Raw genomic sequence first — 25,974 nt, 5'->3', positions numbered from 1 at the left:
CAGGGAGACGGCGGCGTGTCGCGACGTCCGGCGCTCCGGTGGCACCCAAGATAACTCGATAATTGAGATTGTTTATGATCGAGCCGCATTTGGTGCCAGCGCCCCCCGAGATTTGGAGACCCGACACCGATGTCCACCCCCTCCCACCCGCCCCGAAGTGCCCGACGCGCCCGATGGCTCGTCCCGGTGCTCCTCCTTCTGGTCTGGCTCGTCGTCGGCGGCGCGCTCGGCCCCTACGCCGGCAAGCTCGGCGAGGTCGCCACCAACGACCAGGCCTCCTTCCTGCCCCGCAGCGCCGAGTCCACCCGGGTCGTCGAGGAGCAGAAGGCCTTCCAGCAGGACGAGACGCTCCCCGTGATCGTCGTCTGGACCTCCGACGGTGACGGCGACGCCGCGGTCACCGCGCACCGGCAGGCGGCCACCCGTTCGGTCGCGGGCCTCGAAGGCGACCCCGGCATCGTCGGATCCGCGAGCCCCGCGGTGCCCTCGGACGACGGCCGGGCGCTCCAGGCCGTCGTCCAGGTCGAGCCGGACCTCGGCGAACGGCTGCCGGACGTGCTGGCCGACATCGGTGACGCCGCCGGGCAGGTCCCCGGCACCCGGGCACAGCTCGCCGGCCCCGCGGCCTCCCAGGCCGACCTCTCCGACGCCTTCGCCGGCATCGACGGACTGCTGCTCGCCGTCGCGCTGGTCACGGTCCTGGTGATCCTGCTGCTCGTCTACCGCAGCGTCCTGCTGCCCCTGGTCATCATCCTGAGCGCGGTCTTCGCGCTGGCCCTGTCGTGCGCCATCGTCTACGCGCTGGCCGACCGCGACGTCGTACGCGTCGACGGCCAGGTCCAGGGCATCCTCTCCATCCTGGTCATCGGCGCCGCCACCGACTACGCGCTGCTGCTCACCGCCCGCTTCCGCGAGGAACTCGCCCGCCACCCGGACCGCTTCGGCGCCGTGCGCGCCGCGCTGCGCGACTCCTGGGGCGCCGTCGTCGCCAGTGCGGCCACCGTCGCGCTCGGCCTGCTGGCGCTGCTGCTCAGCGACCTGACCAACAACCGCGCGCTCGGGCCCGTCGGTGCCATCGGCATCGTCTGCTCGGTGCTGAGCACGCTCACCTTCCTGCCCGCCGTGCTGGTGCTGCTCGGCCGGGTCGCGTACTGGCCGGCCAAGCCGGTGCGGACCGGGGACCCGGAGGCGGCGCACCGGCTGTGGCACCGTGTCGCCGCCCTCGTGGACCGCGCGCCGCGCCGCATCTGGGCGGTCTCGCTGGCCGCGCTGCTCGCCTGCGCCGCCTTCGCGCCGACCCTCAGCTCCAAGGGCGTCCCGCTCGACGAGATCTTCGTGAACGACACGCCCTCGGTCGCCGCCCAGCAGACCCTCGCCGAACACTTCCCCGGCGGTTCCGGCAACCCCGCCGTCGTCATCGCCGAGGCCGACCGCCTCGACCCGGTCCTGCGGGCCGCCCGCGACACCGACGGCGTCGCCTCGGCCGCCGCGGTGACCGACTCCGGCCGCCCCGGCGCCGGTGCGCCCCTGGTGGTCGACGGACGTGTGCGCATCGACGCGACGCTCGAAGCGCCCGCCGACAGCGACGCCGCCAAGAGCACGGTGGTCCGGCTGCGGGCCGCCGTCCACGAGGTCTCCGGGGCGGACGCCCTCGTCGGCGGCTACACCGCCCAGCAGTACGACACCCAGGAGACCGCGGCCGAGGACCGCACCCTCATCGTGCCGGTGGTCCTCGCCATCATCCTGGTCATCCTGGTCCTGCTGCTGCGCTCCCTGCTGATGCCCCTGCTGCTGGTGGCGACGGTGGGGCTGAACTTCCTGGCCACCCTGGGCGTCTCGGCGCTCGTCTTCACCCACGTGTTCGGCTTCAGCGGCACCGACGCCTCCGTCCCGCTGTACGGATTCGTCTTCCTGGTCGCCCTCGGCGTGGACTACAACATCTTCCTCATGTCCCGGGTACGGGAGGAGGCGCTGCGCCACGGTGTGCGCGAGGGCATCCTGCGCGGGCTGACCGCCACCGGCGGCGTGATCACCTCGGCCGGCGTCGTCCTCGCCGCCACCTTCGCCGCGCTCGGGGTGATCCCGCTGGCCTTCCTGCTCCAGATCGCGTTCATCGTGGCCTTCGGCGTCCTGCTGGACACCCTGGTCGTACGCTCGCTGCTGGTCCCGGCGCTCGCCCGCGACATCGGCGCCGTCGCCTGGTGGCCCGGGCGGCTGGGACGCCGTACGGGGACGGGGCGGGGCTGAGCGGTCCCCGCCCGGCCGGGCGTGTCACGCGTCCGGCCGGGCGGACAGGGGCCGCACCGTGCCGAGGAAACGCCGTACGTCGATCTCGATGACGACCCGCTCCGGGTTCGCCCGGGGCTGCCGGTAGCGGGCGGCGTACCGGGCCTCCGCGTCGCGGACCGCCGCGGCGTCGTCCCGCACCGACGCGACGCCCTCCAGCGTGGACCAGTGCCTGCCGTCCACCTGGCCCACGGCGACGACCGTTCCGGCGGCCCGCCGTACGTTGCGGGCCTTCGTGGTGTCCCGGCTGGTGATGACCCGCGCCGTGCGGGTGGCGTGGTCGTACGTCACCCCGACCGGGACCAGATGGGGTGTCCCGTCGGCCCGTGGCGTCGACAGGAAGCAGATCCGGCGTTCCTGCCAGAACCGGACGAATGCGTCGTCCGCGTCGAACCGTTCCCCGGTGTCCATCCGCTCTCCTCACCCGCGCCGCGTGCGTTCCTTCCGGAACAGCATCGCCCGGCCTGCCCCAGAGCCGCCCGGCGGGGTCCGGCCGGCGGCGGGAGCTCGGCTCAGGCGGCGTCCCGTTCGGACGCGTGGGCCCGCGCCGGTTCCGGGCGCGGGCGCGGGGAGCGGAGGCTCCGGCCGCCGGGGATCAGGCGCAGATGCCGGTTCCGCGCGTGCCGGGGCGGCGCCGGATCACCGAACAGCCGGTCCTCCAGGCACGTCATGCCGAACAACAGCAGCCCCAGTCCGGGCAGTAGCAGGACGGCAACGGTAACCACGCCGGGGGCCCCTTCCGTTGTGGGACGACTCCCCGCGGGTGCCCAGGGGCGCGCCGGTCAAGCCGTCATGTTCGCGCGGTTCCCGGGTAGGGGGCCCCGACGGCAGACAAGCAGTCCCCGAGGAACGGAGCAGCCGAGCCGATGTCGCACACCTCCCCGCCCGCCGAACCGGCCACGACCCCGCATCTGGCGGCCTCGTGGTCGGACTGGATCGGCGACCACACCGCCGCACTGATCGGGATACCCCTGCGCATCGCGCTCATCGTCGTGATCCTGCTCGTGCTGCGCGCGGTCGCCAAGCGGGCCATCACCCGGGTCGTCCAGCGGGTCCTGGAACCGTCGGCGGGCGAGGCCGAACAGAGCCGCCCCCGCAGGCCGGCCCGCGGCGCCGCCGTCCTGCACCGCGACCGGTCCCGGGCCCGGCAGCGCCGCGAGCAGCGGGCCCGCACGATCGGCTCGGTGCTCAGCAGCGCCGTGACCATCGTGCTCTTCATGGTCGGTGTCGCCATGGTGCTCGACCAGGTCGGCATCGCCCTCGGCCCGCTGCTGGCCAGCGCCGGAGTGGTCGGCCTGGCCATCGGCTTCGGCGCCCAGAGCCTGGTGGCCGACTATCTGTCCGGGCTGCTCATCATGGTCGAGGACCAGTACGGCGTCGGCGACTCCGTCGACCTCGGCGAGGCCATTGGCGAGGTGGAGCACGTCGGCCTGCGCCTGACCCACGTGCGCGACCTCAACGGCGGCCTGTGGCACATCCGCAACGGCGAGATCCTGCGGGTCCGCAACGACAGCCAGGAGTGGGCCCGTGCCGTCCTCGACGTCGCCGTGGCCCACGAGGCGAACCTCGACACCGTCTACCGCGTCCTGGAGGACACCGGCCGCGCGCTGCGGGAGGACCCCGACTTCGCGGACGTCCTGCTGGAGGACCCGGCGGTGTGGGGCGTGCAGTCCCTGGACGCCGACGGGGTGCTGGTGCGCCTCGCCGTCAAGACCGTGCCGCTCCAGCAGTGGGGCGTCACCCGGGAGCTGCGCCGCCGGGTCAAGGAGGCGCTGGACGACGCGGGCGTCGAGATCCCCTTCCCGCGGCGGACGGTGTGGCTGCGCACCGACGATCCCGAGGTCGAGGCGCAGGCGCTGACGCGCTGACGGGCCGGCCCGCCGACACCGGATTTTGCCGGACCGGCAAACATCTTTGGCACCTCCCGGGCGGCGGGGGCAGCCTGCACACGGGACGCGCGAGCGACGCGCGCCCCGCCGTGCAGACGGCCCCGCCCGCCCAGGAGGCACCATGACCGACACCCCCGCCGCGGCCCCGGCCGCGGAATTCTGGGAGGCCCGCTACCGCGACACCGGCCGCGTCTGGAGCGGGCGCCCCAACGAGCTGCTGGTCCAGGAGGCGTCCGGCCTCGCCCCCGGCACCGCGCTCGACCTCGGCTGCGGCGAAGGCGCGGACGCCGTGTGGCTGGCCTCGCGCGGCTGGCGGGTCACCGGTGCGGACATCTCCGCCACCGCCCTCGAACGCGCGGCCGGGCACGCCGCCGAGGCCGGAGTCGGCGACCGCGTCGCCTGGGAACGCCACGAGCTGGGGCCCTCGTTCCCCGAAGGCTCCTTCGACCTGGTGAGCGCCCACTATCTGCAGTCCCCGGTCGAGCTCGACCAGCAGGCGGTGCTGCGCGCCGCCGCACGGGCCGTGGCGCCCGGCGGCACCCTGCTCGTCGTCATGCACGCCGGCTGGCCCTCCTGGCAGACCGAGCCGCCCTTCGAGGCGGTCTTCCCCACCCTGGACGGCGTTCTCGCCGAACTCGCCCTGCCCGAGGGGGAGTGGAGCGTCGAGACGCGTCGGACCGCTCGCCGGCCGAGCGTCTCGCCCGAGGGTGTCGAGGGCTTCCGCGAGGACCACGTGTGGCGCCTCCTGCGGGCGTCCGTTGTTGAATGAGTGACCTTCTGGGAATTTTGTGAAGAAAGGCATGTTCTGGGACTTACCGGACACCCTGGGGTGTGAAGGCCATTTGGCTACCAGAGGGAGATGGTGAAATGCCTTCCAAGGACAAGGTGCTCGAGGAAGTCACCCGCACCGAGAACATCGACATCGACGCGGTACTCGACCCCGCCGAGCCCGACGGAGTCTTCCGCGACAGCCGCGAGTGCGCCGCGCTCGCCCTGCAGTCCGGAGGTACCAACCTCCTGCTCTCGCCGCCGACCCCGCGCCCGAAGAAGGGCTGACGGACCGACGGGAGAACGAGATGGAGCAGTCGAGCACATCGGCCCTCCTGCAGGGAACGGTGCTTGACCTCGCTTCCGACGTGGTCTCCGCTCTTCGGAGCGGAGACCACGTGCGAGCGGGGAGCATCCTGACGGGAGGCGGCGCCGCAGAAGGCGTCGCACGTGCGGCGGTACGCGTCCTGGGCGCCGACACCCTGTTGCCCAGCGTCCTGCTGCGCGTGCCGCCCGAACCCGCACAACTCGCCGTGTTCAAGGACGCCGTGGCGGCCCACCCGCCGCGCGACGACGCGGCACCCACCGTCGTGTGGAGCCACTGGGCCATGACCCGCGCCCTGCGCCGGACCGAACCACCCCTGGACGGCCCGCTCGCCGACGAGCCGGGCACCGAACCCGACGCCCGCTGGCTCGACGACGCGTCCTGGCAGTTCCTGACCCACCAGCTCGCCGTCCTCGCCCCGCTCGCGCTGCCCGGCGAGGAGTGCGCCGTGACCCGCGTGGCGCGCGCCCGGCCCGTGGACGTCGCCCGCGGCTTCGTACGGGCGGTGCGCCGCCGAGACTGGCAGCAGGCGGCCGGCGCCGGGCGCTGGCTCACGCTGCTGGACGGGGTCCCCGACACCCTCGGTCTCGAAGCCGGCCTGGACTTCGTCCGCCTCATGGGCGGCTCCGACCCGCGGGTGGCCCTGCAACTGGAAGCGGCGCGTCTGATGCCGGCCGGAGTCCTCCTGTGAACGTCCGGGACGCGAACGCGCACGACGTGCGCGTCCGCGAGGTCGAGGCGGCCGCGCTGGACTGGGTGTGGGCCCACCGCGACCGCTTCGCGCTCGGCGACGACGCCCTGGCGGCCGACGGCCAGGTCAACCGGACGTGGAAGCCCCTCGGCGAGCTGACCCAGGTCTGCGCCTCCGTGTGCCGGTGCACCCTGCCCGGCGACCCGCTGCACGCCCGCGCGTCCGAACTGCTGGACTTCGCCTGGCAGCAGACCCACCGGGGCGAACTCTTCCCGCTCATGCAGTCGCTGGAACCCTTCGCCACCTACCCGCTGGAGGTGTACGCCGCCTTCGCCTCGGCCGGACTGCGCCACCCCGGCTACGAGGCGTCCGCCGCCGTGGTGGCCCGCACCCGCGGCTGGCGGCTGACCGAGCAGTACCCCACCCGCCGCCTCGGCGTGCTGGAGGCCGAGCGGCGCAGCGGCATCGCCCCGCACGGCGACGTGCCGCAGGCGCTGGACCGCACCTGGCTGGGCGGCCTGCCGGAACCCTGGACATTCGAACGCCAGGCCGGTTACGCGCTCACCCACGTCGTCTTCCACCTCACCGACTGGGGACGAACGGCCCGGGGCGTGCCGGCGGACTTGGCGGACTACCTCCTGCACTGGTTGCCGCCCTGGCTCGACACCTGCCTGGACGCCCGTATGTACGACCTGAGCTGCGAGCTGCTCGCGGTCGCGGCGAGCCTGCCGCGCCCCCCGGAGTCGGCCGTCCTGGAGGACGCCTGGCAGCGGGTCGCGGCCGCCCGGGCCCCGTCCGGTGCGATCCCAGAGGAGGGCGACGCCCGGGACGCCGCCGGGCCCGACCCGGGGCCGGACCCCTACGACTTCACCGACTGCTACCACTCCACCCTCATGGCCGCCTTCGCGGCGGCCCTCACCACGGCGGCGACGGCAGCCCCGCCGGACGTGCGGCACGCCGCACCCCGAACAGGACAGCACGCCGGACAAGGAGCGCCGGGATGACGGACACCCGCCTGATCCACCGCGTCGGAGCCGGTGCCCTGGAGTGGCTGTGGGCCCACCGCGACGGATTCCGCCTGGAGCCGGACGTGGACCCGGAGATCGGCTTCCTGGAACGCTTCAAGCCGATCGGCGAACTCGCCCTCATCTGCAAGGTCCTCTTCCGCGAGGGCGTCGCCGGCTCCCGGCAGGCCCAGCTCGCGCGCCAACTCCTCGACCACACCTGGCGCGAGACCCTGGACGGCGGCCGCATGCTGGTGCGCGGCCAGCGCATCGAGCCCTTCTCGCCCGCCCCCTTCGAGGTCTACCTGCCGTTCAGGGAACTGGGCTACAGCCAGCCCGAGATCGAGAGCGCCACCGTCCTCAACCACCGGCTGGACAGCTGGGCACGCATCCCGGTGACCCCCACCCGGCGCCTCGGCCTGTCCGCCTTCCAGCGCCGCTTCGGCCTGGCCGCCCGTCCGCCCGAGGCCGACCTGGTCGCCACCACCTGGCTGGCCGGCACCCCCGAGCCGTGGACGGTCGAGGGCCACACCGCGTACGACATCACGCACACCGTCTTCCACCTCACCGACTGGGGCGAGAACCCGGGCGGGCTGCCGCCCGACGTCGCCGACTACCTCGCCACCTGGCTCCCGGTCTGGATCGACGACTGGCTGGACCTCGAACGCTGGGACCTGCTCGGCGAACTCCTCGTCGTGGACGCCTGTCTGCCCCGCCCCACCCTCGACGAGGCCGCCTGGCGGGGCTTCGCCGCCGCGCAGCAGCCCGACGGCGCCATGCCCGCCGTACGCGCCATGCCCGACGGCGAGCCCGACGCGGTGTTCGACGTGGTCTACCACCCGACCCTGGTCGCCGCCTTCGCCTCCCTGCTGGCCACCTCACGCGCCCTCACCGAGCTGGCGCACTCCGCGTCGTGACCGGCCGCCGCACACCCTGGCCCGGCGTCCCCGCCACCGACGAACGCGCCCCGGACACCGTAACCCCGAGGGAGTCCGCACCGGCCGACGAGACGGCACTGCGCGAGCGGCTGGCCGAGGCCGTGCACGCCTGCGACGCCCCGGACGTCGTCCTCGCCGTCTCCCGGCGCGGCCGGCGCACCCTGCACAGCGGCGGCACCGCCCCACCCCCCGACGTCCCCCGCGAGGACCTGCGCTACGAGATTGGGTCGGCGTCCAAGACCTTCACCGCGCTGCTGCTCACCCGCCTGATCCGGCGCGGCGTGCTCACCGGCGGCGAGGCGGCAGCCACCTGCCTGGACCCCGGCGCGCGGCCCGGCCCGCACCCCGTCACGCTCGCCCACCTCATCACCCACACGTCAGGACTGCCCGCGCTGCCCGCCGGCTTCCTGCACCGGGGCCTGCCCGCCTGGCGCACCAACCCCTACGCCCGGTACTCCGCCGAGCGGCTGGTCGACACCTTCCTGCGGCACCCTCCCAGGCACCGTCCCGGAACCCGCTGGCACTACTCCAACTACGGCGTCTCCGTGCTCGGCCACGCCGTCGCCGCGGCCACCGGCACCCCCTGGGACCACCTGATCACCGGTCAGGTGCTGCGCGCCCTCGGCCTGAGCGGAACGGCCCTGCGCGCGGAGGGGCCCGAGACCGACGCGGTCGGCCACCGCACGGACGGCCGTACCCCCGTGCCGGCCTTCGACGCGGGCGGCTTCCAGGCGGCCGGAGCCGTCCGGTCCACCCCGAACGACCTGCTCACCTTCCTCGAGGCCCACCTCGACCCGGCCCGCTCACCCGCCGCCGGCGCGCTGCGGGCGGTACGGGTGCCGGTGCTGCGGCGGGGACTCGGGCACCGGCACGTGCACACCGTGGGCTGGTTCCGGCACCCCACCGACGGCGGACCGATGTACTTCCACAGCGGCGCCACCCTGGGCCAGCAGGCGTTCCTGGGCTTCCGGCCCGACACCGACACCGCGCTGGCCGCGGTGTGCACCCGGCGCTTCCGCGCCCGTGACCCGTTCATCGCCACCGCCTACGCGCTCCTGGCGGAGGGCTAGCGGCACGCGTCGGCGCGGGGCCGCAGAGCGACCCCGCGTCGTGTGTCGGGTGTCGGGTGTCGGGTGTCGGAGGGAGTCTTCCGTCCGTCAGACCCGCTGCCACAGGGCCGGAGCGTCCGCCGGTGATCCGGCGCCCTGTGCCTGGTGGCTCTGCAGACACCGGTAGCGCACACCGTCGAAGGACACGGTGGTGCCGACCTCGTAGACCCGGCCCGCGGTCCACGCGTCCGCCGCCGCGTTGTCCTGCGGCGCCGGCGTCTGCGACGTCGCGGAGGTGGTCTTCAGGGTGAGGCCGAAGTCGCTGAGCAACGGGTTGATCGGCTGGTAGAAGGTCGTCCCGCCGTTCGTGCAGTCGCCCGAGCCGCCGGACGTGGTGCCCTGCGCCTGGGTGCCCGACACGAAGGGGCCGCCGGAGTCGCCGGGTTCGGCGCACACCGTCGTCTCGGTCAGCCCGTCGACGGTGCCCTCCGGGTAGGTGACGCTCGTGTCGTGCTGCTGAACGGTCCCGCAGTGCCAGCCCGTGGTCGAGCCGGAACGGCACACCGAGGCTCCCACGAGGGCCTCCACCGAACCGGCGAGCTGGATCTTCTCGCCGTCCTGCCCCTTCACGTCCGGCGTCGCGGTCCAGTCGGAGTTGACGCCCACCCAGGCCATGTCCTTGCCGGGGAAGGTCGAGGCCTGGAAGGTGCCCTGGGGGGCCTCGTTGAAGCCGGTGGTGGTGGCGCCCGGGTCGCCGCAGTGCCCGGCCGTGGCGAAGCCCTGCTGGTCGTCCTTGGTGACGGAGAACCCGATGGAGCAGCGGGCCTGGTCGTTGATGTAGAAGGCGTCGCCGCCGACGAGGTCCTCCAGGACCCGGGGCTGGTCCGGCGAGACCCGGACGCCGACGTCCCGCCCCGCCACCCCGGCGGCCGCGAGGAAGGTGTTCGCCGCCGACTCGCTGGTGGCCTGGACGGTGACCCGGTTGGTCCTCACGTCGACGTACCAGACCGGCGTCTGCCGGGTGCGGGTCCGGACGGCGGCGGTGTCGAGCTTCTCCTTGACCGCGCGCAGCTCGGCCAGGTTCCGGTCGACGACGGCCGCCTTGGCGCCCTGGGCCTCGATGGCCGCGGTGTCCGCGGCGTCGGTGGTGGCGACGGTCAGGTCGGCCGAGGTGGCGCCGCTCACCCACGCCCCGGCGAAGCGGTCGCCCAGCGTGTTGCGCAGCATGCCCGCGCGGGTGCCCGCCTCCGCCTCGTTGACCAGCCGGGCCGCCGCCTGTCCCGGCGCCAGCCCCAGGTCGCGTTCCATCGCTCTCAGCATGCGCGCCGGGGCCGCGGCGGCGTCGGGGGTGCGGGCCACGGCGGGCCGCGGTCCCGGGACGGGCGGCGGTGCGGCCGACGCGGCCGAGGGGAGTGCGGTCAGGACCAGGGCGCCGAGCGCGGTGAGGGCTGCGCGGCGGCTGCGCGCGGCATGTCTGCCGACCATGCGATGTGCCTCCTTCGAGTGCTGTGCGAGACAGCGGTGTTCGGTGGGCGACCGTGGGTCACGGTGCGCCCGCGGCGAAGTCACAGGCCTTGCCGCAAAGATCCGCGGGGATGCCCGACCCCGGTCTGTTTCGCGCGATGGGGGACGCCGCGGGTGCCATGTGCAGTACGCGGCGCGCTCCCTCGGCGCGGCGGGGCCGGGGATCAGGCGGGCTTCAGTCCCGGCTCGCCCGCCTCGGTGACGAAAGACCCGGCGGTGGTGACGGCGGCGCCGGGCGTGCTGATGGCGGAGACCGTCCTGAAGTCGAGGTGGGTGGCCTGGCGGCCCAGTTCGGCCCGGACATAGCCGCGCCTGCCGTTGTAGAACTTCATGTGCGGGTTGGCCCGCATGTACAGGTCCCAGTTGGGGGGCTTCTCCACACCGTCCCGGCCGCTGGCCACCGAGGTGCAGGTGACCTCGGTGCCTACGGTGGCGGACGCCGGGTCGTCGAAGTCCTCCTTGACGTCGAGGGCGTAGCCCACGTGCACGTCGCCGGTGAGGATCAGCCAGTTGTCGACCCCGGCGGCCTTCGCCCCGGCGACCACCCGGTCGCGCGAGGCCCGGTAGCCGTCCCAGGCGTCCATGGAGAGCGCGGCGTCGGCCGTCACGTCGAACTTGCGCTGGGAGAAGCACACCTGCTGGGGCATCACGTTCCACAGCGCGGTGGAGGCCTTCCAGCCGTCGAGCAGCCACTGCTCCTGCGCGGTGCCGGTGATGGTGCGCGCCGGGTCGTCCGACTCGGCCCCGGGGGCGTGCGGCCGGTCGTCGTAGGCCTGGTCGGAGCGGTACTGGCGGGTGTCCAGGATGTCGAACTGGGCGAGCGTGCCCCACTGCAGCCGGCGGTACAGCCGGGCGTCCGGACCCTGCGGCAGCTGGGCGGCGCGCAGCGGCTGGTTCTCCCAGTACGCGCGGTACGCGGCGGCCCGGCGCAGCAGGAACTCCGACGGCGGGATGTCGTTCTCGGGGATACTGCCCGCGTAGTTGTTCTCGGTCTCGTGGTCGTCCCAGGCGACGACGAACGGATGCCGGGCGTGCGCGGCCCGCAGGTCCTCGTCGGTCTTGTAGAGCGAGTAGCGCAGCCGGTAGTCCGCGAGGGTCATCGTCTCGCGGTTGAACACGTCGGGCAGCGTGACGTCGGTGTAGTGGCGCTCCCCGCCCGCGGAGTTCACCGCGTACTCGTACAGGTAGTCGCCGAGGTGGAACACCACGTCGACGTCGTCCTCGGCGACATGACGCAGCACGGTGTAGTAGCCGTCCATGTAGGCCTGGCAGGCGACCGCCGCGAGCTTCAGCGACGCGGTGGCGCTCCCCGCCGCGGGGGCGGTGCGGGTGCGGCCGGCGGGGCTGAGCCAGGCCCCGGCGCGGAAGCGGTAGTAGTAGACCGTCCCGGGCGTCAGGCCCTTCACGTCGACGTGGACGCTGTGGTTGTACTCGGCGTGCGCGTCGGCGGTGCCCCGGAAGAGGACACCCGCGAAGTACTCGTCCAGGGCCACCTCCCACTCGACCGTCACCCGTTCCGTGCCCATCCCGCCGTCCTCCAGGAACGGCTCGGGCGCCAGCCTGGTCCACAGCAGCACCGAGTCCGGCAGCGGATCGCCGGAGGCGACACCGAGGGTGAAGGGATCCTTGGTGATCCGGGCGGCGCGTTCGGGGGCGGCGACCGCGCCGCGGGCCGGCAGGTTGGTGGTGAAGGCGAGTGCGGCGGCGGCCGCGGTCACGGTGAGGAAGCGCCGGCGGCCGAGGTGCCGGACGGCGGCGCCCATCACGGCGTCGTGCGGGGAGAAGGCGTGCTCGGCCAGTGCGCTGGGACGGCCCGTGGGCGCCATCTGGTGTCCTCTCGTACAACGGGGCGATGCGCGGACCCCGCATGCTAAGCAGACAAAACGCCTTGAACCGGAAGGGCTTGCTGAGTGATCACACAGGCGGAGGTACGTGCGTGCGTGTGGGCGCGGTCCCTCCGGGGCACCCGGGAGCCATGGCCAGAACACGGCGCTACGACGTGGCGGCCTCCGGCCGCTGGTGGGACGAGGACGACGGCCGCTGGCTGCCGGCCGGTGAGGTGCACGCCTGGGAGCAGGGCCGGAACGAGACCGTGTGCGGGCTGTCCCTCCACCGCTCGGGGCTCTCCCGGTTCCCGGCGGTCACCTGGACCGACGCGCTCCCCGAGTCCGGTGGCGCCGCCGACGCCGTCCGCCGGGTCTGCCCCCGCTGCGCCGCCGCGGCCGGCCGCCGGGGCGCGGACTCCCGGCCCGCCTGGCGGCGCGTCAACCCGCGCCCGTAGGGGGCCGGACGCGCGGTCCGGCCCCTGATCGCGTCGTGCGGTGCGCGGTCTACTCGGTCAGCGGTGAGCGGCTCACCCGGATCTTGGACTGGCCGTGCGGCCGCTTCTCCCAGTCCTCCATGAACCGGGCGTGCAGGTTGTGCTGGGCGGCGAGGGTGAGCAGGGTGTCGGTGCGGTAGTAGAAGTCCTCGCGGAGGACCTGGTGCTCGGTGCCCTCCGTCCGGTCGAAGGTGAAGTCGAAGAACCCGGTCTCCGTCAGGACACGCCCGACGTGCGCCAGGCATTCGTCGATGACGCTCAGCGGCGAGTGCGAGAAGACGCTGTGCGCGTGGACGACGTCGAAGTGCCCGTCGGGCAGGAACTCCAGCCGCAGGTCCCCGGTGAGGGTCAGGTGGGGCAGCTTGGCCTGGAGTCCGCGTTCCGTCAGGGTCTTCTTGGCGGCGATCAGGATGTCCGGCGAGATGTCGATGCCGTAGTAGTGACCGGTGTCGAGGTGGTCGATGAAGCGCCAGCCGCCGCGCAGGTTGCCGCAGCCGATGTCGAGCATGCGGTGTCCGGGACGCAGTCCGTGCTCGATCAGGTAGTCGAACTGCATCTGACCGAGTGCCAGCCAGCGCTCGTGGGTCCGGCTGCCGACCGCGGCCTCCGGGTCGCGCCGGGTGTCGGACGCCATCACCGCCCGGTAGTAGCCGATGTGGTCGGGGTGCTTGATCCGCAGCCACGCGTCCCGGCCCGCCCGGCGGACGAAGGGGCCGACGCGTTCGGGGTGGCGCAGCGCGTACCCGGCCTTGTGGGTGAGCGCGGCACGGTTGCTGCGCAGCTTCTTCGGGGACTTGGCGTCCTCGGGCATGGGGGACGACCTCCGTACGAGTGACTCGGACAAGGAGAGTGCCGGGCGGGGTCAGTGGTCGCCGGTCGTGCCGGCGTCGTGGTAGCGGGACACATACCCGCGCCGGGCCGTGCGCTCCCGCGGTTCCCCTGCCCGAGGTGTCTGGACTTACAGTCCAGGTGCTGGACATGTAGTCTGAGTGTCCTCCGAGCCGGGCAAGGAGGCCCAGAAGATGACCGAACCCGCACTGGACGCCGAACGCGACGCCGTCCTCGCCGCGCTGCGGCCCGTGGTCGACGGCATCGCCGCGACGTTCGGGCCGGTCTGCGAGGCGGTGCTCCACGACTACCGCCACCCCGAGCACTCGGTCGTCGCCGTCGCGGGGTCGGTGACCGGGCGGACGGTGGGCGGGGCGATGAGCGAGATCGGCATGCGCGTGCTCGCCCGCGGCGACGAGGCGCGCGACGAGCTGAACTACGTCACGCGCACGCGCGAGGGCACGCTGCTCAAGTCCTCCACCATGGTGCTGCGCGACTCCACGGGCGCCGTCTTCGGCGCCCTGTGCGTCAACCTGGACGTCACCGCCGTCGACCGCGCCCACGCCCTCCTCGGCGCCCTCGCCGGGACCGCACGCACCCCCGCCGAAGTACCGGCCACCACCTTCGGCGACGACATCGACGCCGTGGTCGACGCCATCGTGGACGACCACCCGCTGCGCCGTGACACCAGCTGGGCGGCGCTGGACCGGGAGCGGCGACTGGAGCTGTTCCGCGACCTCGACGGGCGCGGGGTCTTCGCCGTACGCCGCTCGGTCGAGCACGTCGCCGCCCGGCTCGGCATCTCCCGCGCCTCCGCCTACCACTACCTCTCCCAGGCCCGCGCCGTCCCCGGCCCGGCCGCCGACACCCCCTGAGGATCCCCGTGACGTCCACCACCCCGCCGGTCACCCTCGACGACGTCCGCTCCGCCGCCGCCCGCATCGAGGGCGTCGCACACCGCACCCCCGTCCTGCGCTCACGCACCCTGGACGCCCTCGTCGGCGCCGAGGTCCACCTCAAGTGCGAGAACCTCCAGCGGGTCGGCGCCTTCAAGTTCCGCGGCGCCTACAACGCCGCCTCCCGCCTCACGCCGGAGCAGCTGGCCCGGGGCGTCGCCGCCTACTCCTCGGGCAACCACGCCCAGGCCGTCGCCCTGGCCGCACGCGAGCTGGGCACCACCGCCGTGATCGTCATGCCCGAGGACGCACCGCCCTCGAAACGGGACGCCACCGCCGGCTACGGCGCCGAGATCGTCACCTACGACCGCTACACCGGCGACCGCGCGGCCATCGCCGAGGCCCTGGCCGCCGACCGGGGCCTGACCGTGATCCCGCCCTACGAGCACCCGCACGTCATCGCCGGCCAGGGCACCGCCGCCCTCGAACTGGTCGAGGAGACGGGAGGGCTCGACGCGCTGATCGCACCGGTCGGCGGCGGCGGACTGATCGCCGGCAGCGCCACCGCCGTCAAGGCACTGCACCCCGGCACCCGGGTGATCGGCGTCGAACCGGAGGCCGGGGACGACACCAGGCGCTCCCTGGAAGCCGGCCGGCGCGTCACCGTGCCCGTCCCGCGCACCATCGCCGACGGCCAGGCGCTGCCCACCCCCGGCGAACTGACGTTCTCCCTCAACCGGCGGCTCCTCGACGCCGTCGTGCTGGTCTCGGACGACGAGATCCGGCACGCGATGCGGTTCGCCTTCGAACGGCTGAAGACCGTGCTCGAACCCAGCGGCGCCACCCCGCTGGCCGCTCTCCTCGGCGGCCGGATCGACGCCCTGCCCCGCCGCGTCGGCGTGATCCTCTCCGGCGGCAACGTGGACGCCGCCCGCTTCGCCGAACTCTGCGGCGGGCCGCGCTGACGCCACGGGTCCCCCGGATGGCGCCCCCGAGTTGACAGGCGGACGATGGAGTGGTGGGGCCAGGGAAAGGAGGAGCGTCATGCTGGAGGCAAAGACGCTCGACAAGCCGGACGAGCGGCGCGACTTCCCGCGCGGGCACATCGAGGCCGTCCACATGCAAGGGCTCGACTTCGCCGTCGCCACCTTCGAACCGGGCTGGCGCTGGTCGGAGTCCGTGGCGCCGATCGCCGGCACCGACAGCTGCATGATCCACCACAACTGCTACGTCGTCGAGGGACGCATGCACGTCCGCATGGACGACGGCACCGAGAGCGAGGTGGGCCCGGGCGACGTCTTCGTCTGCTCGCCGGGCCACGACGCCTGGGTCGTGGGCGACGGACAGTGCGTGGTGTACGACTTCGCCGGCAGCATGGCGAAGGAGTACGCCAAGGCCGACTGACCGACCGGAGGACCGGAGGACAGAAAAGGGGAGAGGGGGCGACCGCAGTGGTGGTCGCCCCCTCACCCTCCCGCCGTTCACGCGGCCGCCGTCACCGCCCCCACCGCCGGCGTTCGCAGCACCCGTCGGGCCGTGCCCAGGCTCGTCCCCAGCGTCGCCGCCGCCGACACCGCCACCATCGCGAGCCACACCCCGAGGAACTGGTCCGGCAGCACCGCGTCGGTGCGGACCACCGTGAACGGCACCACACCGGCCAGCGCGGCCACCGTGCCGAAGAACACCCCGGTCACCGTGAGGACCACGCCCTCGGCGGCCACCACGCCCAGCACCTGCCCCGGCGTCGCCCCCGCCAGCCGCTGTTGACCGAATTCACGCGCCCGGTACGTCGTCGCCGCGTACAGCGAGTTGACCAGCATCACGCACACGAACACCGCGATGATGCCGACCACCGTGAGGTTGAGCGTCTCCAGGTTCTTGGCGTCGACCGACTTCACCAGACCCGAGGCCTCGACCGCGTCGCTCTCCACGGCCTGCATCGTGACCGTCGCCGTCGACACGGCGGTGAACATGATCAGCGACACCAGGATCCCGGCCAGCCCGTCCGCCCGCCTCCGCAGGTTCCGCACGGCCAGCCAGCCGCTCGCGCCGCTCAGCGGCAGCCGGTCGAGCACGCCCGTCAGCAGCCGCGGCGACAGCAGCGCGAAACCGACCGACAGCAGGATCGCCCCGTAGGCCGGCGCCGCCATCAGCGCCTCGTCCGTCGCGGAGAACAGGAAGGTGGAGCAGGCCCCGAGGGCACCGGTGACCAGTGCCGCGTACGCCAGGAACCGCTTCGCCCCGGTCCGCTCCCGACGGCCCCGGGTCAGCCGCCGCACCGCCAGGAACGCGGCCCCCGCGGACGCCAGCAGCGTGATGTCCACGCCGCTCAGCAGCGCGACCGGCCCGAAGGAGTAGTCCACGGACCGCGCCACCTGACCGCTGTCCTGGAACAGGTCGAGCAGGGCCCGGCCGCCGAGCATCGCCGGGCCGATCGCCAGCGCCGCGCCCACCAGGGCCACGGCCACCGCCTCACCCACGACCATCCGCTTGATCTGCGCCGGGGTCGCCCCCGAGCAGCGCAGCAGCTCCAGCTCGGCGGTGCGCTGACGCACGTTGACCGTCAGCGTCGAGGCCACCGCGAAGAACACCAGCAGGGTCCCGTACCCGCCGACCACCCCCGCCGCCGTGCCCAGCGTCTGCGAACTGACCGGGTCGACACCGGCCTGCCCGGCCGTGTCGTGCATCGAGTTGAACGTCATGATGATCCCCGCCCCCAGGAAGGCGGACAGCAGCGTCGCGAGGAACCGTCCGGGGCGGCGCCGGATCGACCGGAGAGCCAGTACGAACATCGCTCACACCCCCGCCGGCACGTCGTCGCCCAGGTGCGCGAGGCGCTCCGCGACCGCGTCCGGGGTCGGGGCGTCCATCCGCCCCGCCGGCCGGCCGTCGGCGAGGAAGACCACCGAGTCGGCGTACGAGGCGGCGACCGGGTCGTGCGTCACCATCACCACGGTCCGTCCGTGCACCCGCACCGCCTCCTGAAGGAGCAGCAGCACCTGCCGGGCGCTGCGCGTGTCCAGGGCGCCCGTCGGCTCGTCCGCGAAGATCACCCGGGGTTCGGTGACGAGGGCCCGGGCGATCGCCACCCGCTGCCGCTGACCGCCGGAGAGCTGGTCGGGGCGGTGGCCGAGCCGGTCCCCGAGCCCGACCGACGTGAGGATCTCCCGCGCCCGCCTCCGGTCGACGCGCCGTCCGGCCAGCTTCAGCGGCAGCACCGTGTTCTGCGCGACGGTCAGCGTCTCCAGCAGGTTGTACTGCTGGAACACGAACCCGACCCGGCCGCGCCGGAACTTCGTCAGCTCCGCCTCGCCGCCACCCGTCAGCTCCTTGCCGTCCACGCACACGATGCCGCTGTCCGGCCGGTCGAGGCCGGCCGCGCACTGCAACAGCGTGGACTTGCCCGAACCAGACGGCCCCATCACCGCGGTGAACGTCCCGCGCCCCAGGCTCAGCGTCACACCGTCCAGGGCCCGCACGGCGTTCTCCGCCGAGCCGTACGTCCGGGTCACCTTGACGAGCCGGAGGGCCTCGGGGGCGGGGCCCGGGTCGTGGGTGCCTCGTGCTCCGGAGCGAAACATGGTCATCACCTTCCGTGCGGCCCGCCCTGTGCGGTGCCTCGTGGAAGACGCTACGGAGAGCGGGGCCGGGCCACACTGGGCGCAGAACCCGTATCGCGGGGTGTACCCAGCGACACCCCGGCCGCGCTACGAGCCGCCCAGCAGCACCACCTCCAGGGTGCGCGGACCGTGCACCCCCTCGACCCGGTCCAGCTCGATGTCGCTGGTCGCGGAGGGTCCCGAGATCCACGTCAACGGCCGCTTCGGATCAAGGCGTTCGAGGGCCCGCGGGACCGACGACACCACCTGGTCCGGCACGCGCACCACGCAGACGTGGTGGTCCGGGACCAGGGTGATGCGCCGCCGCCCCTGGTCGGGGGAGCCGTCCAGGACGATCGTGCCGGTCTCGGCGACGGCGACGGCGCAGCCGGTCACCACGCTGTCGACCTCGTCGAGTTCCGCCGCCGTACTCGCCGCCACGTCCTGGACGAGCGGCACGTCGACGGCCCCCAGCCACTGGCTCGGCAGCCCCGGCGGGACCACCACGCTCCGCGAGCCGCGCGCGGACAGGAGACGGGCCAGCAGCTCGGGCAACCGCCCGTCCGCGCACCGGTGCACAATCGCCCGGTAGTCCGCCAGGTTCTCGGCGAGGAGGTCCACCGTCCGGGCGACGGACCGCTGCCCGTGCTCGCGCAGATAGCCCCGGACGACGATCTCCTCGTAGGGCCTCGGGTCGTCCGGCACGTCCGCCAGTGCCCGCCGGACCCGGCCCAGGATGCGTTCCCTGCTGCTCACTTCGCCCCGTCCCTTCCACCGTGCGTGCGCTGCCACCAGTCCCGGAACGGCTCCGCGGGCACCGCCGGCAGGTCCCGGCTGCCGCTCCACGCCCGGCCGGGACCGGGCAGGGTGCGCGGATGCAGACGGCGGGTGCGGGAGGCCAGGCGCTGCCCGGTCCGCAGTGCGCCCGGGTGCGTGAACGCCCACTGCGCCGCCCGCATCGCCGCCCGCTCCGCCGCGTGTCCCCCGGCCGGCTTCAGCACCACCCGGTTGCCGTTCCGTACGGCCGGTCCGCCCTGCACCACCCGCTCCCGCAGGTGCACCAGCACCTCGGGGATGTCGATGGCGACCGGACACACCTCATAACATGCCCCGCACAGTGAGGACGCGTACGGCAGGGAGGCGTCGATCTCGCTGCCGGTGCCCCGCAGTTGAGGGCTGAGGATGGCGCCGATCGGGCCCGGGTAGACCGAGCCGTAGGCGTGGCCGCCGGCCCGTTCGTACACCGGGCACACGTTCAGGCAGGCCGAGCAGCGGATGCAGCGCAGGGCCTGGCGGCCGACCTCGTCGGCGAGGGTGTCGGTGCGGCCGTTGTCCAGCAGTACCAGGTGGAACGTGCGCGGACCGTCCCCCTCCCCGGCCCGGCCGTCCGCGGTACCGGTCCACATGGACGTGTACGGGTTCATCCGCTCGGCCGTCGAGGAGCGGGGGAGGGTCTGCAGGAACACCTCCAGGTCCTGCCACCTCGGCACGATCTTCTCGATGCCGACGACCGAGATCAGCGTCTCGGGCAGGGTGAGGCACATCCGCCCGTTGCCCTCGGACTCCACGACCACCAGCGTGCCGGTCTCGGCCACCACGAAGTTGGCGCCGGAGATGCCGACCTTGGCCCGCAGGAACTTCTCCCGCAGGTGCAGCCGGGCCGCCTCCGCGAGTTCGGCGGGCGTGTCCGTCAGATCCTCGGGCGCCGGGCGGCCCCACTCGCTCATCTCGGAGCGGAAGATGTCCCGGATCTCGCCCCGGTTGCGGTGGATGGCCGGCACCAGGATGTGCGAGGGCCGGTCCTTGCCCAACTGCACGATCAGCTCGGCGAGATCGGTCTCGTAGGCGTGGATGCCCTGCGCCTCCAGCGCCTCGTTGAGGGCGATCTCCTGCGTGGCCATCGACTTGACCTTGACGACCTCGCGCTCGCCGGTCTCCTTGACCAGCCGGGCGACGATCTCGTTGGCCTCGTCCGCGTCGGCGGCCCAGTGCACGGTGCCGCCGGCGGCCGTCACCGCCTCCTCCACCTGCACCAGGTACCGGTCGAGATGGCGCAGCGTGTGGTCCTTGATCTGCTTGCCCGCCTCGCGCAGCGCCGCCCAGTCGTCCAGCTCGGCGACCGCGCGGGCCCGCTTGTCCCGGATGGTGTGGGTGGCGTGCCGCAGGTTGCCGCGCAGCGTCTCGTCGCCCACGGCCTCCCGCGCCGCCTCGGGGAAGGCCGGCATCCCCACGAACGTCCCGCTCACGCGGTCATCGCCTCCTCCGTGTTCGCCAGGATCTCCGCGATGTGCACCGGCCGCATGCCCGTGCGCAGCCGCGCCATGGTCCCGCCGATGTGCATCAGACAGGAGTTGTCGGCCGCGCACAGCACGTCCGCGCCCGTGGACTCGGCGTTGCGCACCTTGTCCGCGCCCATCGCCGCCGACACGTCGGAGTTCTTCACGGCGAAGGTCCCGCCGAAGCCGCAGCACTCCTCGGCGCCCGGCAGCTCCACCAGTTCGAGCCCCTTCACCGCCTCCAGCAGCCGCCGCGGCCGGTCGCCCAGACCGAGACTGCGCAGACCGTGGCAGGTCGGGTGGTACGTCACCGTGTGCGGGTAGTACGCGCCCACGTCGGTCACCCCCAACACGTCCACCAGGAACTCCGTCAGCTCGTACGTCTTCGGGACCACCGGCGCCAGCGTGACCGCGAGCGCGTCCCCGCGCCCCTCCGCCCGCGCCCGCTCGCCCATCCGCGGATACAGCTCCCGCACCATCGCCCCGCACGAGCCCGACGGCGTCACGATCGCGTCGTAGCCCGCGAACACGTCGGCGAAGCGCCGGGCCAGCGGCTCGGCCTCGTGCCGGTAACCGGTGTTGTAGTGCGCCTGACCGCAACAGGTCTGGGCCATGGGGAAGTCGACGTCGACGCCCAGCCGCGTGAGCAGCTTCACCACTGCCCGGCCCGTGCCCGGATAGAGCGTGTCGTTGACGCAGGTCAGGAACAGGGCGACACGCATCGCGGCTCCTCGTGATCGATGGTCGGGCGCATGCCCAGAGCAGGGTAGTCGTCGGGACGGAGGGCGGGGGAGACCCGGTTCACCGGTGGGCGAGTCGGGCCTCGGCGGCCCGCCAGCGCGCCGTGTCGCCGGTCGGTTCGTAGCGGGTCAGCGACTGGGTGCGCGCCACCAGTCGGCGCATGCCGCCGAGGTCGCCGACCCGTCCGTGGGCGCGGGCCTGCACGAGGACGTTGCCGAGCGCGGCGGCCTCCGTCGGCCCCGCCACCACCGGCAGCCCGCAGGCGTCGGCGGTCAGTTGGCACAGCAGCGCGTTGCGGGTGCCGCCGCCGACCACGTGCACCACGTCGACGGGGTGCCCGGCGAGCCGCTGGGCGTCCGTCACGGCCCTGCGGTGGGCCAGCGCCAGCGAGTCGAGGATGCACCGGGTCACCTCGGCCGGCGACTCGGGCACCGGCTGCCCGGACACGCGGCACGCCTCGGCGATCCGCTCCGGCATCCGCCCCGGCGCCAGGAACGTCGCGTCACCCGCGTCGACCACCGACCGCAGCCCCGGCACCCGGGCCGCCTCGGTCAGCAGCCCGCCCAGATCGGGGTCGCCCCAGTCCCGCACGCACTCCTGGAGCAGCCACAGCCCCATGATGTTGCGCAGATAGCGGACCGTGCCGTCCAGCCCCAGCTCGTTGGTGAAGTTCGCGGCCCGGCTCTCCTCCGACAGCACCGGCGCGGTCAGTTCCAGCCCGGCCAGCGACCAGGTGCCGGTGCAGATGTAGGCGAAGCGCTCGTCCGGGGCCGGTACGGCGGCCACCGCGGAGGCGGTGTCGTGCGAGCCGACGGCCGTCACCGGCACCGGACCCGCCAGGCAGGTCTCCTCCAACACCTCGGGCCGCAGCAGCCCGGCCGGGTCGCCGGGCCGGCGCAGCGGTGCGAACAGGCCGAGGTCGATCCCCAGCCGGTCCGCGACCTGACGGGACCAGTCCCGGGTACGGGGGTCGATGAGCTGGGTCGTGGAGGCGTTGGTCAGCTCCGTGCCCTGCTCGCCGGTCAGCCAGTACGTCAGCAGGTCCGGGATCAGCAGCAGCCGGCGGGCCGCCGCGAACTGGGCCGTGCCCCGGGCGGCGACGAGCTGGTACAGGGTGTTGAAGGGCGCGTACTGCAATCCGGTCGCCGCGTACAGCTCCCCGGCCGGCAGCGTGGCCCACACCTTCTCCGCAACGCCCTCGGTGCGGGCGTCCCGGTAGTGCACCGGGTTGCCGAGCAGGGCCCCGTCCGCGTCCAGGAGGCCGTGGTCGACGGCCCAGCTGTCCACGCCCACCGAGGCCACCGGCCCGGCCGCCCGCAGCCCGTCCAGCACACCGGCGTACAGCGCGAGGACGTCCCAGCGCAGCCCGTCGGGCGTGCGGACGGGCCGGTTGCGGAAGCGGTGCGCCTCGGTCAGCTCCAGCCGGCCGGGGCCGACGCGGCCGACCATGACGCGCCCGCTGGACGCGCCGAGGTCGACCGCGGCGTACGCCCCGGTGTCGATGGCGGCGCTCATCGCAGGAACGCGGCGGCGACGCCGGCGTCGACCGGGACGTGCAGGCCGGTGGTGTGGGTCAGGTCGCCGCCGGTCAGCGCGAACACGGCGTTGGCGACGTGCTCCGGCAGCACCTCGCGCTTGAGCAGCGTGCGCTGGGCGTAGAACTCGCCCAGCTTCTCCTCCGGCACCCCGTACACGGCGGCGCGCCTGGCGCCCCAGCCGCCCGCGAAGATCCCGGAACCGCGCACCACTCCGTCGGGGTTGACGCCGTTGACCCGGATGCCGTGCTCGCCCAGTTCGGCGGCGAGGAGGCGCACCTGGTGGGCCTGGTCGGCCTTGGTGGCGGAGTAGGCGATGTTGTTCGGGCCGGCGAACACGGCGTTCTTCGACGCGATGTACACGATGTCGCCGCCCAGCTCCTGCGCGGTCATCACCCGGGCCGCCTCGCGCGAGACGAGGAAGGAACCCCGGGCCATGATGTCGTGCTGGAGGTCCCAGTCCTTCGCGGTGGTCTCCAGCAGCGGCTTGGAGATCGAGATCCCCGCGTTGTTGACCACCAGGTCGACGCCGCCGAAGGCGAGCACGGCCGCCTCGAACGCCTCGGCGATCTGCTCCTCGGAGGTGACGTCGACGCGCACGGCGACGGCCTTGTCGTCCCCGCCCAGCTCCTCGGCGACCGAGGCCGCGCTCTCGGCGTTCAGGTCGGCGACGACCACACAGGCGCCCTCGTCGACCAGCCGCCGCGCGATCGCCTTCCCGATCCCGCTGCCCGCGCCGGTCACCAGGGCGACCCGGGTGGCCAGCGGCTTCGGCCTCGGCATCCGCCGGAGCTTGGCCTCCTCCAGCGCCCAGTACTCGATGCGGAACTTCTCCGACTCCTCGATCGGCGCGTACGACGACACCGCCTCGGCGCCGCGCATCACGTTGATCGCGTTGACGTAGAACTCGCCCGCCACCCGGGCGGTCTGCTTGTCCTTGCCGAAGCTGAACATGCCCACGCCCGGCACCAGCACGATCGCCGGGTCCGCTCCGCGCATGGCGGGGGAGTCGGGCTCGGCGTGCCGCTCGTAGTAGGCGGCGTACTCCTCGCGGTAGGCCGCGTGCAGCTCCTTGAGCCGGGCGACGGCCTCGTCCAGCGGCGCGGACGGGGGCAGGTCCAGGACCAGCGGGCGCACCTTCGTGCGCAGGAAGTGGTCCGGGCAGGAGGTGCCGAGCGCGGCGAGCCGCGGGTGCTCGGCCCGCGCGAGGAAGTCCAGCACCACGTCGGCGTCGGTGAAGTGCCCGACCTGCGCCCGGTCCCGGGACGCCAGACCACGGACGTACGGCGCCAGCGCCGCCGCCCGCTTCCGCCGCTCGGCCTCGGGCAGCGCCTCGTAGCCCTCGATCACCGCGCCGAACGGCTCGGCCTTCCCCCGTTCGGCCAGGAAGGCCTCGGCGGTGCGGATGATGTGCAGCGAGTTGCGCTCGCACTCCTCGGACGTGTCGCCCCACGCGGTGATGCCGTGCCCGCCGAGCACACAGCCGATCGCCCGCGGGTTGGCCTCCTTGACGGCGGCGATGTCCAGCCCGAGCTGGAACCCGGGCCGCCGCCACGGCACCCACACCACGGTGTCCCCGAAGCACTCGGCGGTCAGCTTCTCGCCGTCCGCCGCGCAGGCCAGCGCGATCCCGGAGTCCGGGTGCAGGTGGTCGACGTGCGCGGCCCCGACCAGCCCGTGCATCGCCGTGTCGATCGAGGGCGCGGCGCCACCCTTGCCGTGCAGGCAGTAGTCGAAGGCGGCGACCATCTCGTCCTCGCGCTCGACGCCGGGGTAGACGTCCTTGAGCGCCCGCATCCGGTCCAGCCGCAGCACGGCGAGCCCCGCCCCGGTCAGGGTCCCGAGATCCCCGCCGGACCCCTTGACCCACATCAGCTCCACATCACCCCCGGTGACGGGGTCGGTCGCGGTGCCCTTGGCGGACGCGTTGCCGCCGGCGTAGTTGGTGTTGCGCGGATCGGCGCCCAGCCGATGGGAACGGGCGAGGAGGGCGGCGGCTTCAGGGTGAGATGCCATGACGGTGCCTTTTCGATCGAGGGGAGGAGACGCGCCCTTCAGGGGCGCGGGGAACTGCGCGACCAGCCACATACGGCCCGCAGCCCGCGAACAACACAAACCCGGCAGACGCTTACGGACTAGGCTCCCCACCCCGCCTGCTGCCCACCAACCCGCTCGGTGACAACCTTCTCCGCCCACCCGCAGGAGCGATACGCCTTCAGGGGCTCGGGGTCCAGCCCCGACTCCTCCCGCACCTCCCGAAGCAGCGGACGCACATCCGTGTTGTACGCGTCCATCAGCACCGCGTTGGCCTCCAGCACATCTCCCGAGGCCTGCGCGGCGGCCAGCGCCGAACCGTCGACCAGCAGCGCCTTGGCCGTGGCCTCCTGCACGTTCATCACCGACCGGATGATCGCCGGGATCTTCGCCTCGATGTTGTGGCACTGGTCGAGCATGAACGCGACGTCGGAGGTGAACCCGCCCCCGCGCACCACCTCGTACATGATCCGGAACAGCTGGAACGGGTCGGCCGCGCCCACCATCAGGTCGTCGTCCGCGTAGAAGCGCGAGTTGAAGTCGAATCCGCCGAGCTTCCCCTCCCGCAGCAGCGTCGCCACGATGAACTCGATGTTCGTGCCCGGCGCGTGGTGCCCCGTGTCGACCACGACCTGTGCCTTCTCGCCCAGCTTCAGGCAGTGCGCGTACGCCGTGCCCCAGTCCGGGACGTCCGTCGTGTAGAACGCCGGCTCGAAGAGCTTGTACTCCAGGAGCATCCGCTGCCCCTCGCCGAGCCGCTCGTAAACCTCGGCCAGGCCCTCGGCCAGCCGGTCCTGGCGGGAGCGTATGTCGTCCTGGCCGGGGTAGTTCGTGCCGTCGGCGAACCACAGCTTCAGGTCGCGCGACCCGGTGGCGTCCATGATGTCGACGCACTCCAGCAGGTGGTCGACGGCCTTCCTGCGCACCGCCGCGTCGGGGTGGCAGATGCTGCCCAGCTTGTAGTCGTCGTCCTGGAAGGTGTTGGAGTTGATCGCGCCGATCCGCACGCCCCGCTTCTCGGCGTGCGCGGCCAGCGCCGCGTAGTCCTCGACCCGGTCCCAGGGGATGTGCAGGGCCACGGTCGGGGCCACGCCGGTGAACTCGTGCACCTTCGCCGCGTCGTCCAGCTTCTCGAAGGGGTCGCGCGGCACACCGGCCTGGGCGAACACCTTGAAGCGGGTGCCCGAGTTGCCGTACGCCCACGACGGCGTCTCGACGGCCTGGGTCCTGAGCGCGGCTTTCACCGCGGCGAGCTCGGTCACTTCGGCGCT

25 protein-coding genes are annotated in these 25,974 nt (G+C 73.4%); 12 read left to right on the top strand and 13 right to left on the bottom strand.

Features of this window, described 5'->3' with window-relative positions:
* Window positions 1-129: 129 nt before the first annotated feature.
* Entirely contained in the window at window positions 130-2,247 is a 2,118-nt protein-coding gene (locus tag D1J63_RS02720) for an MMPL family transporter (protein ID WP_125627560.1), read from the top strand.
* A gap of 24 nt (window positions 2,248-2,271) precedes the next feature.
* Here the strand turns inward: D1J63_RS02720 and D1J63_RS02715 are convergent, their stop codons facing one another.
* Window positions 2,272-2,697, bottom strand: coding sequence for a TIGR03618 family F420-dependent PPOX class oxidoreductase (locus tag D1J63_RS02715; RefSeq protein WP_125627559.1), 426 nt, complete (start codon window positions 2,695-2,697; stop codon window positions 2,272-2,274).
* A gap of 101 nt (window positions 2,698-2,798) precedes the next feature.
* Window positions 2,799-3,011, bottom strand: coding sequence for a hypothetical protein (locus tag D1J63_RS02710; RefSeq protein ID WP_125627558.1), 213 nt, complete (start codon window positions 3,009-3,011; stop codon window positions 2,799-2,801).
* A 141-nt stretch (window positions 3,012-3,152) separates the two neighbouring features.
* On the opposite strand from D1J63_RS02710, the gene D1J63_RS02705 reads away from it, so the two are divergent.
* The 7 genes from D1J63_RS02705 to D1J63_RS02675 all read left to right on the top strand — a co-directional run bounded on the left by D1J63_RS02705 (window position 3,153) and on the right by D1J63_RS02675 (window position 8,971).
* A complete protein-coding gene (locus D1J63_RS02705) occupies window positions 3,153-4,154 on the top strand; it encodes a mechanosensitive ion channel family protein (RefSeq protein WP_125627557.1) in 1,002 nt (333 codons plus the stop codon).
* Between the two features lie 142 nt (window positions 4,155-4,296).
* Window positions 4,297-4,944, top strand: coding sequence for a class I SAM-dependent methyltransferase (locus D1J63_RS02700; protein WP_125627556.1), 648 nt, complete (start codon window positions 4,297-4,299; stop codon window positions 4,942-4,944).
* Window positions 4,945-5,042: 98 nt separating this feature from the next.
* The gene (locus D1J63_RS02695) at window positions 5,043-5,231 is read left to right on the top strand and encodes a hypothetical protein (protein WP_030399561.1); all 189 of its coding nucleotides are present in this window, start codon (window positions 5,043-5,045) and stop codon (window positions 5,229-5,231) included.
* Window positions 5,232-5,251: 20 nt separating this feature from the next.
* Entirely contained in the window at window positions 5,252-5,959 is a 708-nt protein-coding gene (locus tag D1J63_RS02690) for a hypothetical protein (RefSeq protein WP_125627555.1), read from the top strand.
* Between the two features lie 26 nt (window positions 5,960-5,985).
* Window positions 5,986-6,963, top strand: coding sequence for a hypothetical protein (locus D1J63_RS02685; protein ID WP_125635132.1), 978 nt, complete (start codon window positions 5,986-5,988; stop codon window positions 6,961-6,963).
* Window positions 6,960-7,880 (top strand): hypothetical protein, encoded by a 921-nt coding sequence (locus D1J63_RS02680; protein ID WP_125627554.1) that lies wholly within the window; start codon window positions 6,960-6,962, stop codon window positions 7,878-7,880. Before D1J63_RS02685 ends, D1J63_RS02680 begins: the two co-directional genes overlap by 4 nt.
* Window positions 7,877-8,971 (top strand): serine hydrolase domain-containing protein, encoded by a 1,095-nt coding sequence (locus D1J63_RS02675; RefSeq protein ID WP_125627553.1) that lies wholly within the window; start codon window positions 7,877-7,879, stop codon window positions 8,969-8,971. Before D1J63_RS02680 ends, D1J63_RS02675 begins: the two co-directional genes overlap by 4 nt.
* 87 nt (window positions 8,972-9,058) lie before the next feature.
* On the opposite strand, the gene D1J63_RS02670 is transcribed toward D1J63_RS02675, so the two are convergent.
* Both D1J63_RS02670 and D1J63_RS02665 read right to left on the bottom strand, forming a co-directional pair.
* On the bottom strand, window positions 9,059-10,435 hold the full coding sequence (locus D1J63_RS02670) for an alpha-lytic protease prodomain-containing protein (protein ID WP_125627552.1): 1,377 nt from the start codon (window positions 10,433-10,435) through the stop codon (window positions 9,059-9,061).
* 203 nt (window positions 10,436-10,638) lie between these two features.
* Window positions 10,639-12,300: an alkaline phosphatase D family protein gene (locus tag D1J63_RS02665; RefSeq protein ID WP_125627551.1), complete on the bottom strand. Its 1,662-nt coding sequence runs from the start codon at window positions 12,298-12,300 to the stop codon at window positions 10,639-10,641.
* 149 nt (window positions 12,301-12,449) lie between these two features.
* On the opposite strand from D1J63_RS02665, the gene D1J63_RS02660 reads away from it, so the two are divergent.
* Window positions 12,450-12,755 carry a hypothetical protein gene (locus tag D1J63_RS02660; protein ID WP_164712694.1) on the top strand — a complete coding sequence of 102 codons (306 nt, stop codon included), beginning with the start codon at window positions 12,450-12,452 and terminating at the stop codon, window positions 12,753-12,755.
* Between the two features lie 49 nt (window positions 12,756-12,804).
* On the opposite strand, the gene D1J63_RS02655 is transcribed toward D1J63_RS02660, so the two are convergent.
* On the bottom strand, window positions 12,805-13,605 hold the full coding sequence (locus tag D1J63_RS02655) for a class I SAM-dependent methyltransferase (RefSeq protein WP_125627549.1): 801 nt from the start codon (window positions 13,603-13,605) through the stop codon (window positions 12,805-12,807).
* Between the two features lie 211 nt (window positions 13,606-13,816).
* On the opposite strand from D1J63_RS02655, the gene D1J63_RS02650 reads away from it, so the two are divergent.
* From D1J63_RS02650 to D1J63_RS02640, 3 genes are all read left to right on the top strand, one after another.
* Window positions 13,817-14,497 (top strand): PAS domain-containing protein, encoded by a 681-nt coding sequence (locus tag D1J63_RS02650; RefSeq protein ID WP_102932406.1) that lies wholly within the window; start codon window positions 13,817-13,819, stop codon window positions 14,495-14,497.
* Between the two features lie 8 nt (window positions 14,498-14,505).
* Entirely contained in the window at window positions 14,506-15,483 is a 978-nt protein-coding gene (locus D1J63_RS02645) for a pyridoxal-phosphate dependent enzyme (protein ID WP_125627548.1), read from the top strand.
* A 79-nt stretch (window positions 15,484-15,562) separates the two neighbouring features.
* Window positions 15,563-15,922, top strand: coding sequence for a cupin domain-containing protein (locus D1J63_RS02640; RefSeq protein WP_102932390.1), 360 nt, complete (start codon window positions 15,563-15,565; stop codon window positions 15,920-15,922).
* 77 nt (window positions 15,923-15,999) lie between these two features.
* Here the strand turns inward: D1J63_RS02640 and D1J63_RS02635 are convergent, their stop codons facing one another.
* The 8 genes from D1J63_RS02635 to rhaI all read right to left on the bottom strand — a co-directional run bounded on the left by D1J63_RS02635 (window position 16,000) and on the right by rhaI (window position 25,965).
* Window positions 16,000-17,310: an FtsX-like permease family protein gene (locus D1J63_RS02635; RefSeq protein ID WP_125627547.1), complete on the bottom strand. Its 1,311-nt coding sequence runs from the start codon at window positions 17,308-17,310 to the stop codon at window positions 16,000-16,002.
* 3 nt (window positions 17,311-17,313) lie between these two features.
* Window positions 17,314-18,099, bottom strand: coding sequence for an ABC transporter ATP-binding protein (locus D1J63_RS02630; protein ID WP_176152869.1), 786 nt, complete (start codon window positions 18,097-18,099; stop codon window positions 17,314-17,316).
* A gap of 126 nt (window positions 18,100-18,225) precedes the next feature.
* Window positions 18,226-18,873, bottom strand: a complete 648-nt coding sequence (locus D1J63_RS02625; RefSeq protein WP_125627546.1) for an LUD domain-containing protein — start codon at window positions 18,871-18,873, stop codon at window positions 18,226-18,228.
* Window positions 18,870-20,363: a LutB/LldF family L-lactate oxidation iron-sulfur protein gene (locus D1J63_RS02620; RefSeq protein WP_125627545.1), complete on the bottom strand. Its 1,494-nt coding sequence runs from the start codon at window positions 20,361-20,363 to the stop codon at window positions 18,870-18,872. Before D1J63_RS02620 ends, D1J63_RS02625 begins: the two co-directional genes overlap by 4 nt.
* Window positions 20,360-21,115, bottom strand: coding sequence for a (Fe-S)-binding protein (locus D1J63_RS02615; RefSeq protein WP_125627544.1), 756 nt, complete (start codon window positions 21,113-21,115; stop codon window positions 20,360-20,362). Before D1J63_RS02615 ends, D1J63_RS02620 begins: the two co-directional genes overlap by 4 nt.
* Window positions 21,116-21,194: 79 nt before the next feature.
* Window positions 21,195-22,649, bottom strand: a complete 1,455-nt coding sequence (locus D1J63_RS02610) for a rhamnulokinase family protein (protein ID WP_125627543.1) — start codon at window positions 22,647-22,649, stop codon at window positions 21,195-21,197.
* The gene (locus tag D1J63_RS02605) at window positions 22,646-24,685 is read right to left on the bottom strand and encodes a bifunctional aldolase/short-chain dehydrogenase (RefSeq protein ID WP_125627542.1); all 2,040 of its coding nucleotides are present in this window, start codon (window positions 24,683-24,685) and stop codon (window positions 22,646-22,648) included. Before D1J63_RS02605 ends, D1J63_RS02610 begins: the two co-directional genes overlap by 4 nt.
* A gap of 119 nt (window positions 24,686-24,804) precedes the next feature.
* The gene (gene rhaI / locus D1J63_RS02600) at window positions 24,805-25,965 is read right to left on the bottom strand and encodes an L-rhamnose isomerase (RefSeq protein WP_125627541.1); all 1,161 of its coding nucleotides are present in this window, start codon (window positions 25,963-25,965) and stop codon (window positions 24,805-24,807) included.
* Window positions 25,966-25,974: the final 9 nt, after the last annotated feature.

The sequence above is a fragment of the Streptomyces sp. KPB2 genome (assembly GCF_003950055.1).
Taxonomy (GTDB): Bacteria; Actinomycetota; Actinomycetes; order Streptomycetales; family Streptomycetaceae; genus Streptomyces; species Streptomyces salinarius.
Note: the sequence above shows the minus strand (reverse complement) of the source record. Positions and strands in the feature narration are given on the sequence as shown.

What these genes read in the sequence shown, in the direction of transcription:
- D1J63_RS02720 (WP_125627560.1), top strand. Translation starts at nt 130, where the DNA reads ATGTCCACCCCCTCCCACCCGCCCCGAAGTGCCCGACGCGCCCGATGG.
- D1J63_RS02715 (WP_125627559.1), bottom strand. Translation starts at nt 2,697, where the DNA reads ATGGACACCGGGGAACGGTTCGACGCGGACGACGCATTCGTCCGGTTC.
- D1J63_RS02705 (WP_125627557.1), top strand. Translation starts at nt 3,153, where the DNA reads ATGTCGCACACCTCCCCGCCCGCCGAACCGGCCACGACCCCGCATCTG.
- D1J63_RS02700 (WP_125627556.1), top strand. Translation starts at nt 4,297, where the DNA reads ATGACCGACACCCCCGCCGCGGCCCCGGCCGCGGAATTCTGGGAGGCC.
- D1J63_RS02695 (WP_030399561.1), top strand. Translation starts at nt 5,043, where the DNA reads ATGCCTTCCAAGGACAAGGTGCTCGAGGAAGTCACCCGCACCGAGAAC.
- D1J63_RS02690 (WP_125627555.1), top strand. Translation starts at nt 5,252, where the DNA reads ATGGAGCAGTCGAGCACATCGGCCCTCCTGCAGGGAACGGTGCTTGAC.
- D1J63_RS02680 (WP_125627554.1), top strand. Translation starts at nt 6,960, where the DNA reads ATGACGGACACCCGCCTGATCCACCGCGTCGGAGCCGGTGCCCTGGAG.
- D1J63_RS02670 (WP_125627552.1), bottom strand. Translation starts at nt 10,435, where the DNA reads ATGGTCGGCAGACATGCCGCGCGCAGCCGCCGCGCAGCCCTCACCGCG.
- D1J63_RS02665 (WP_125627551.1), bottom strand. Translation starts at nt 12,300, where the DNA reads ATGGCGCCCACGGGCCGTCCCAGCGCACTGGCCGAGCACGCCTTCTCC.
- D1J63_RS02660 (WP_164712694.1), top strand. Translation starts at nt 12,450, where the DNA reads ATGGCCAGAACACGGCGCTACGACGTGGCGGCCTCCGGCCGCTGGTGG.
- D1J63_RS02655 (WP_125627549.1), bottom strand. Translation starts at nt 13,605, where the DNA reads ATGCCCGAGGACGCCAAGTCCCCGAAGAAGCTGCGCAGCAACCGTGCC.
- D1J63_RS02650 (WP_102932406.1), top strand. Translation starts at nt 13,817, where the DNA reads ATGACCGAACCCGCACTGGACGCCGAACGCGACGCCGTCCTCGCCGCG.
- D1J63_RS02640 (WP_102932390.1), top strand. Translation starts at nt 15,563, where the DNA reads ATGCTGGAGGCAAAGACGCTCGACAAGCCGGACGAGCGGCGCGACTTC.
- D1J63_RS02635 (WP_125627547.1), bottom strand. Translation starts at nt 17,310, where the DNA reads ATGTTCGTACTGGCTCTCCGGTCGATCCGGCGCCGCCCCGGACGGTTC.
- D1J63_RS02630 (WP_176152869.1), bottom strand. Translation starts at nt 18,099, where the DNA reads ATGTTTCGCTCCGGAGCACGAGGCACCCACGACCCGGGCCCCGCCCCC.
- D1J63_RS02615 (WP_125627544.1), bottom strand. Translation starts at nt 21,115, where the DNA reads ATGCGTGTCGCCCTGTTCCTGACCTGCGTCAACGACACGCTCTATCCG.
- D1J63_RS02610 (WP_125627543.1), bottom strand. Translation starts at nt 22,649, where the DNA reads ATGAGCGCCGCCATCGACACCGGGGCGTACGCCGCGGTCGACCTCGGC.
- D1J63_RS02605 (WP_125627542.1), bottom strand. Translation starts at nt 24,685, where the DNA reads ATGGCATCTCACCCTGAAGCCGCCGCCCTCCTCGCCCGTTCCCATCGG.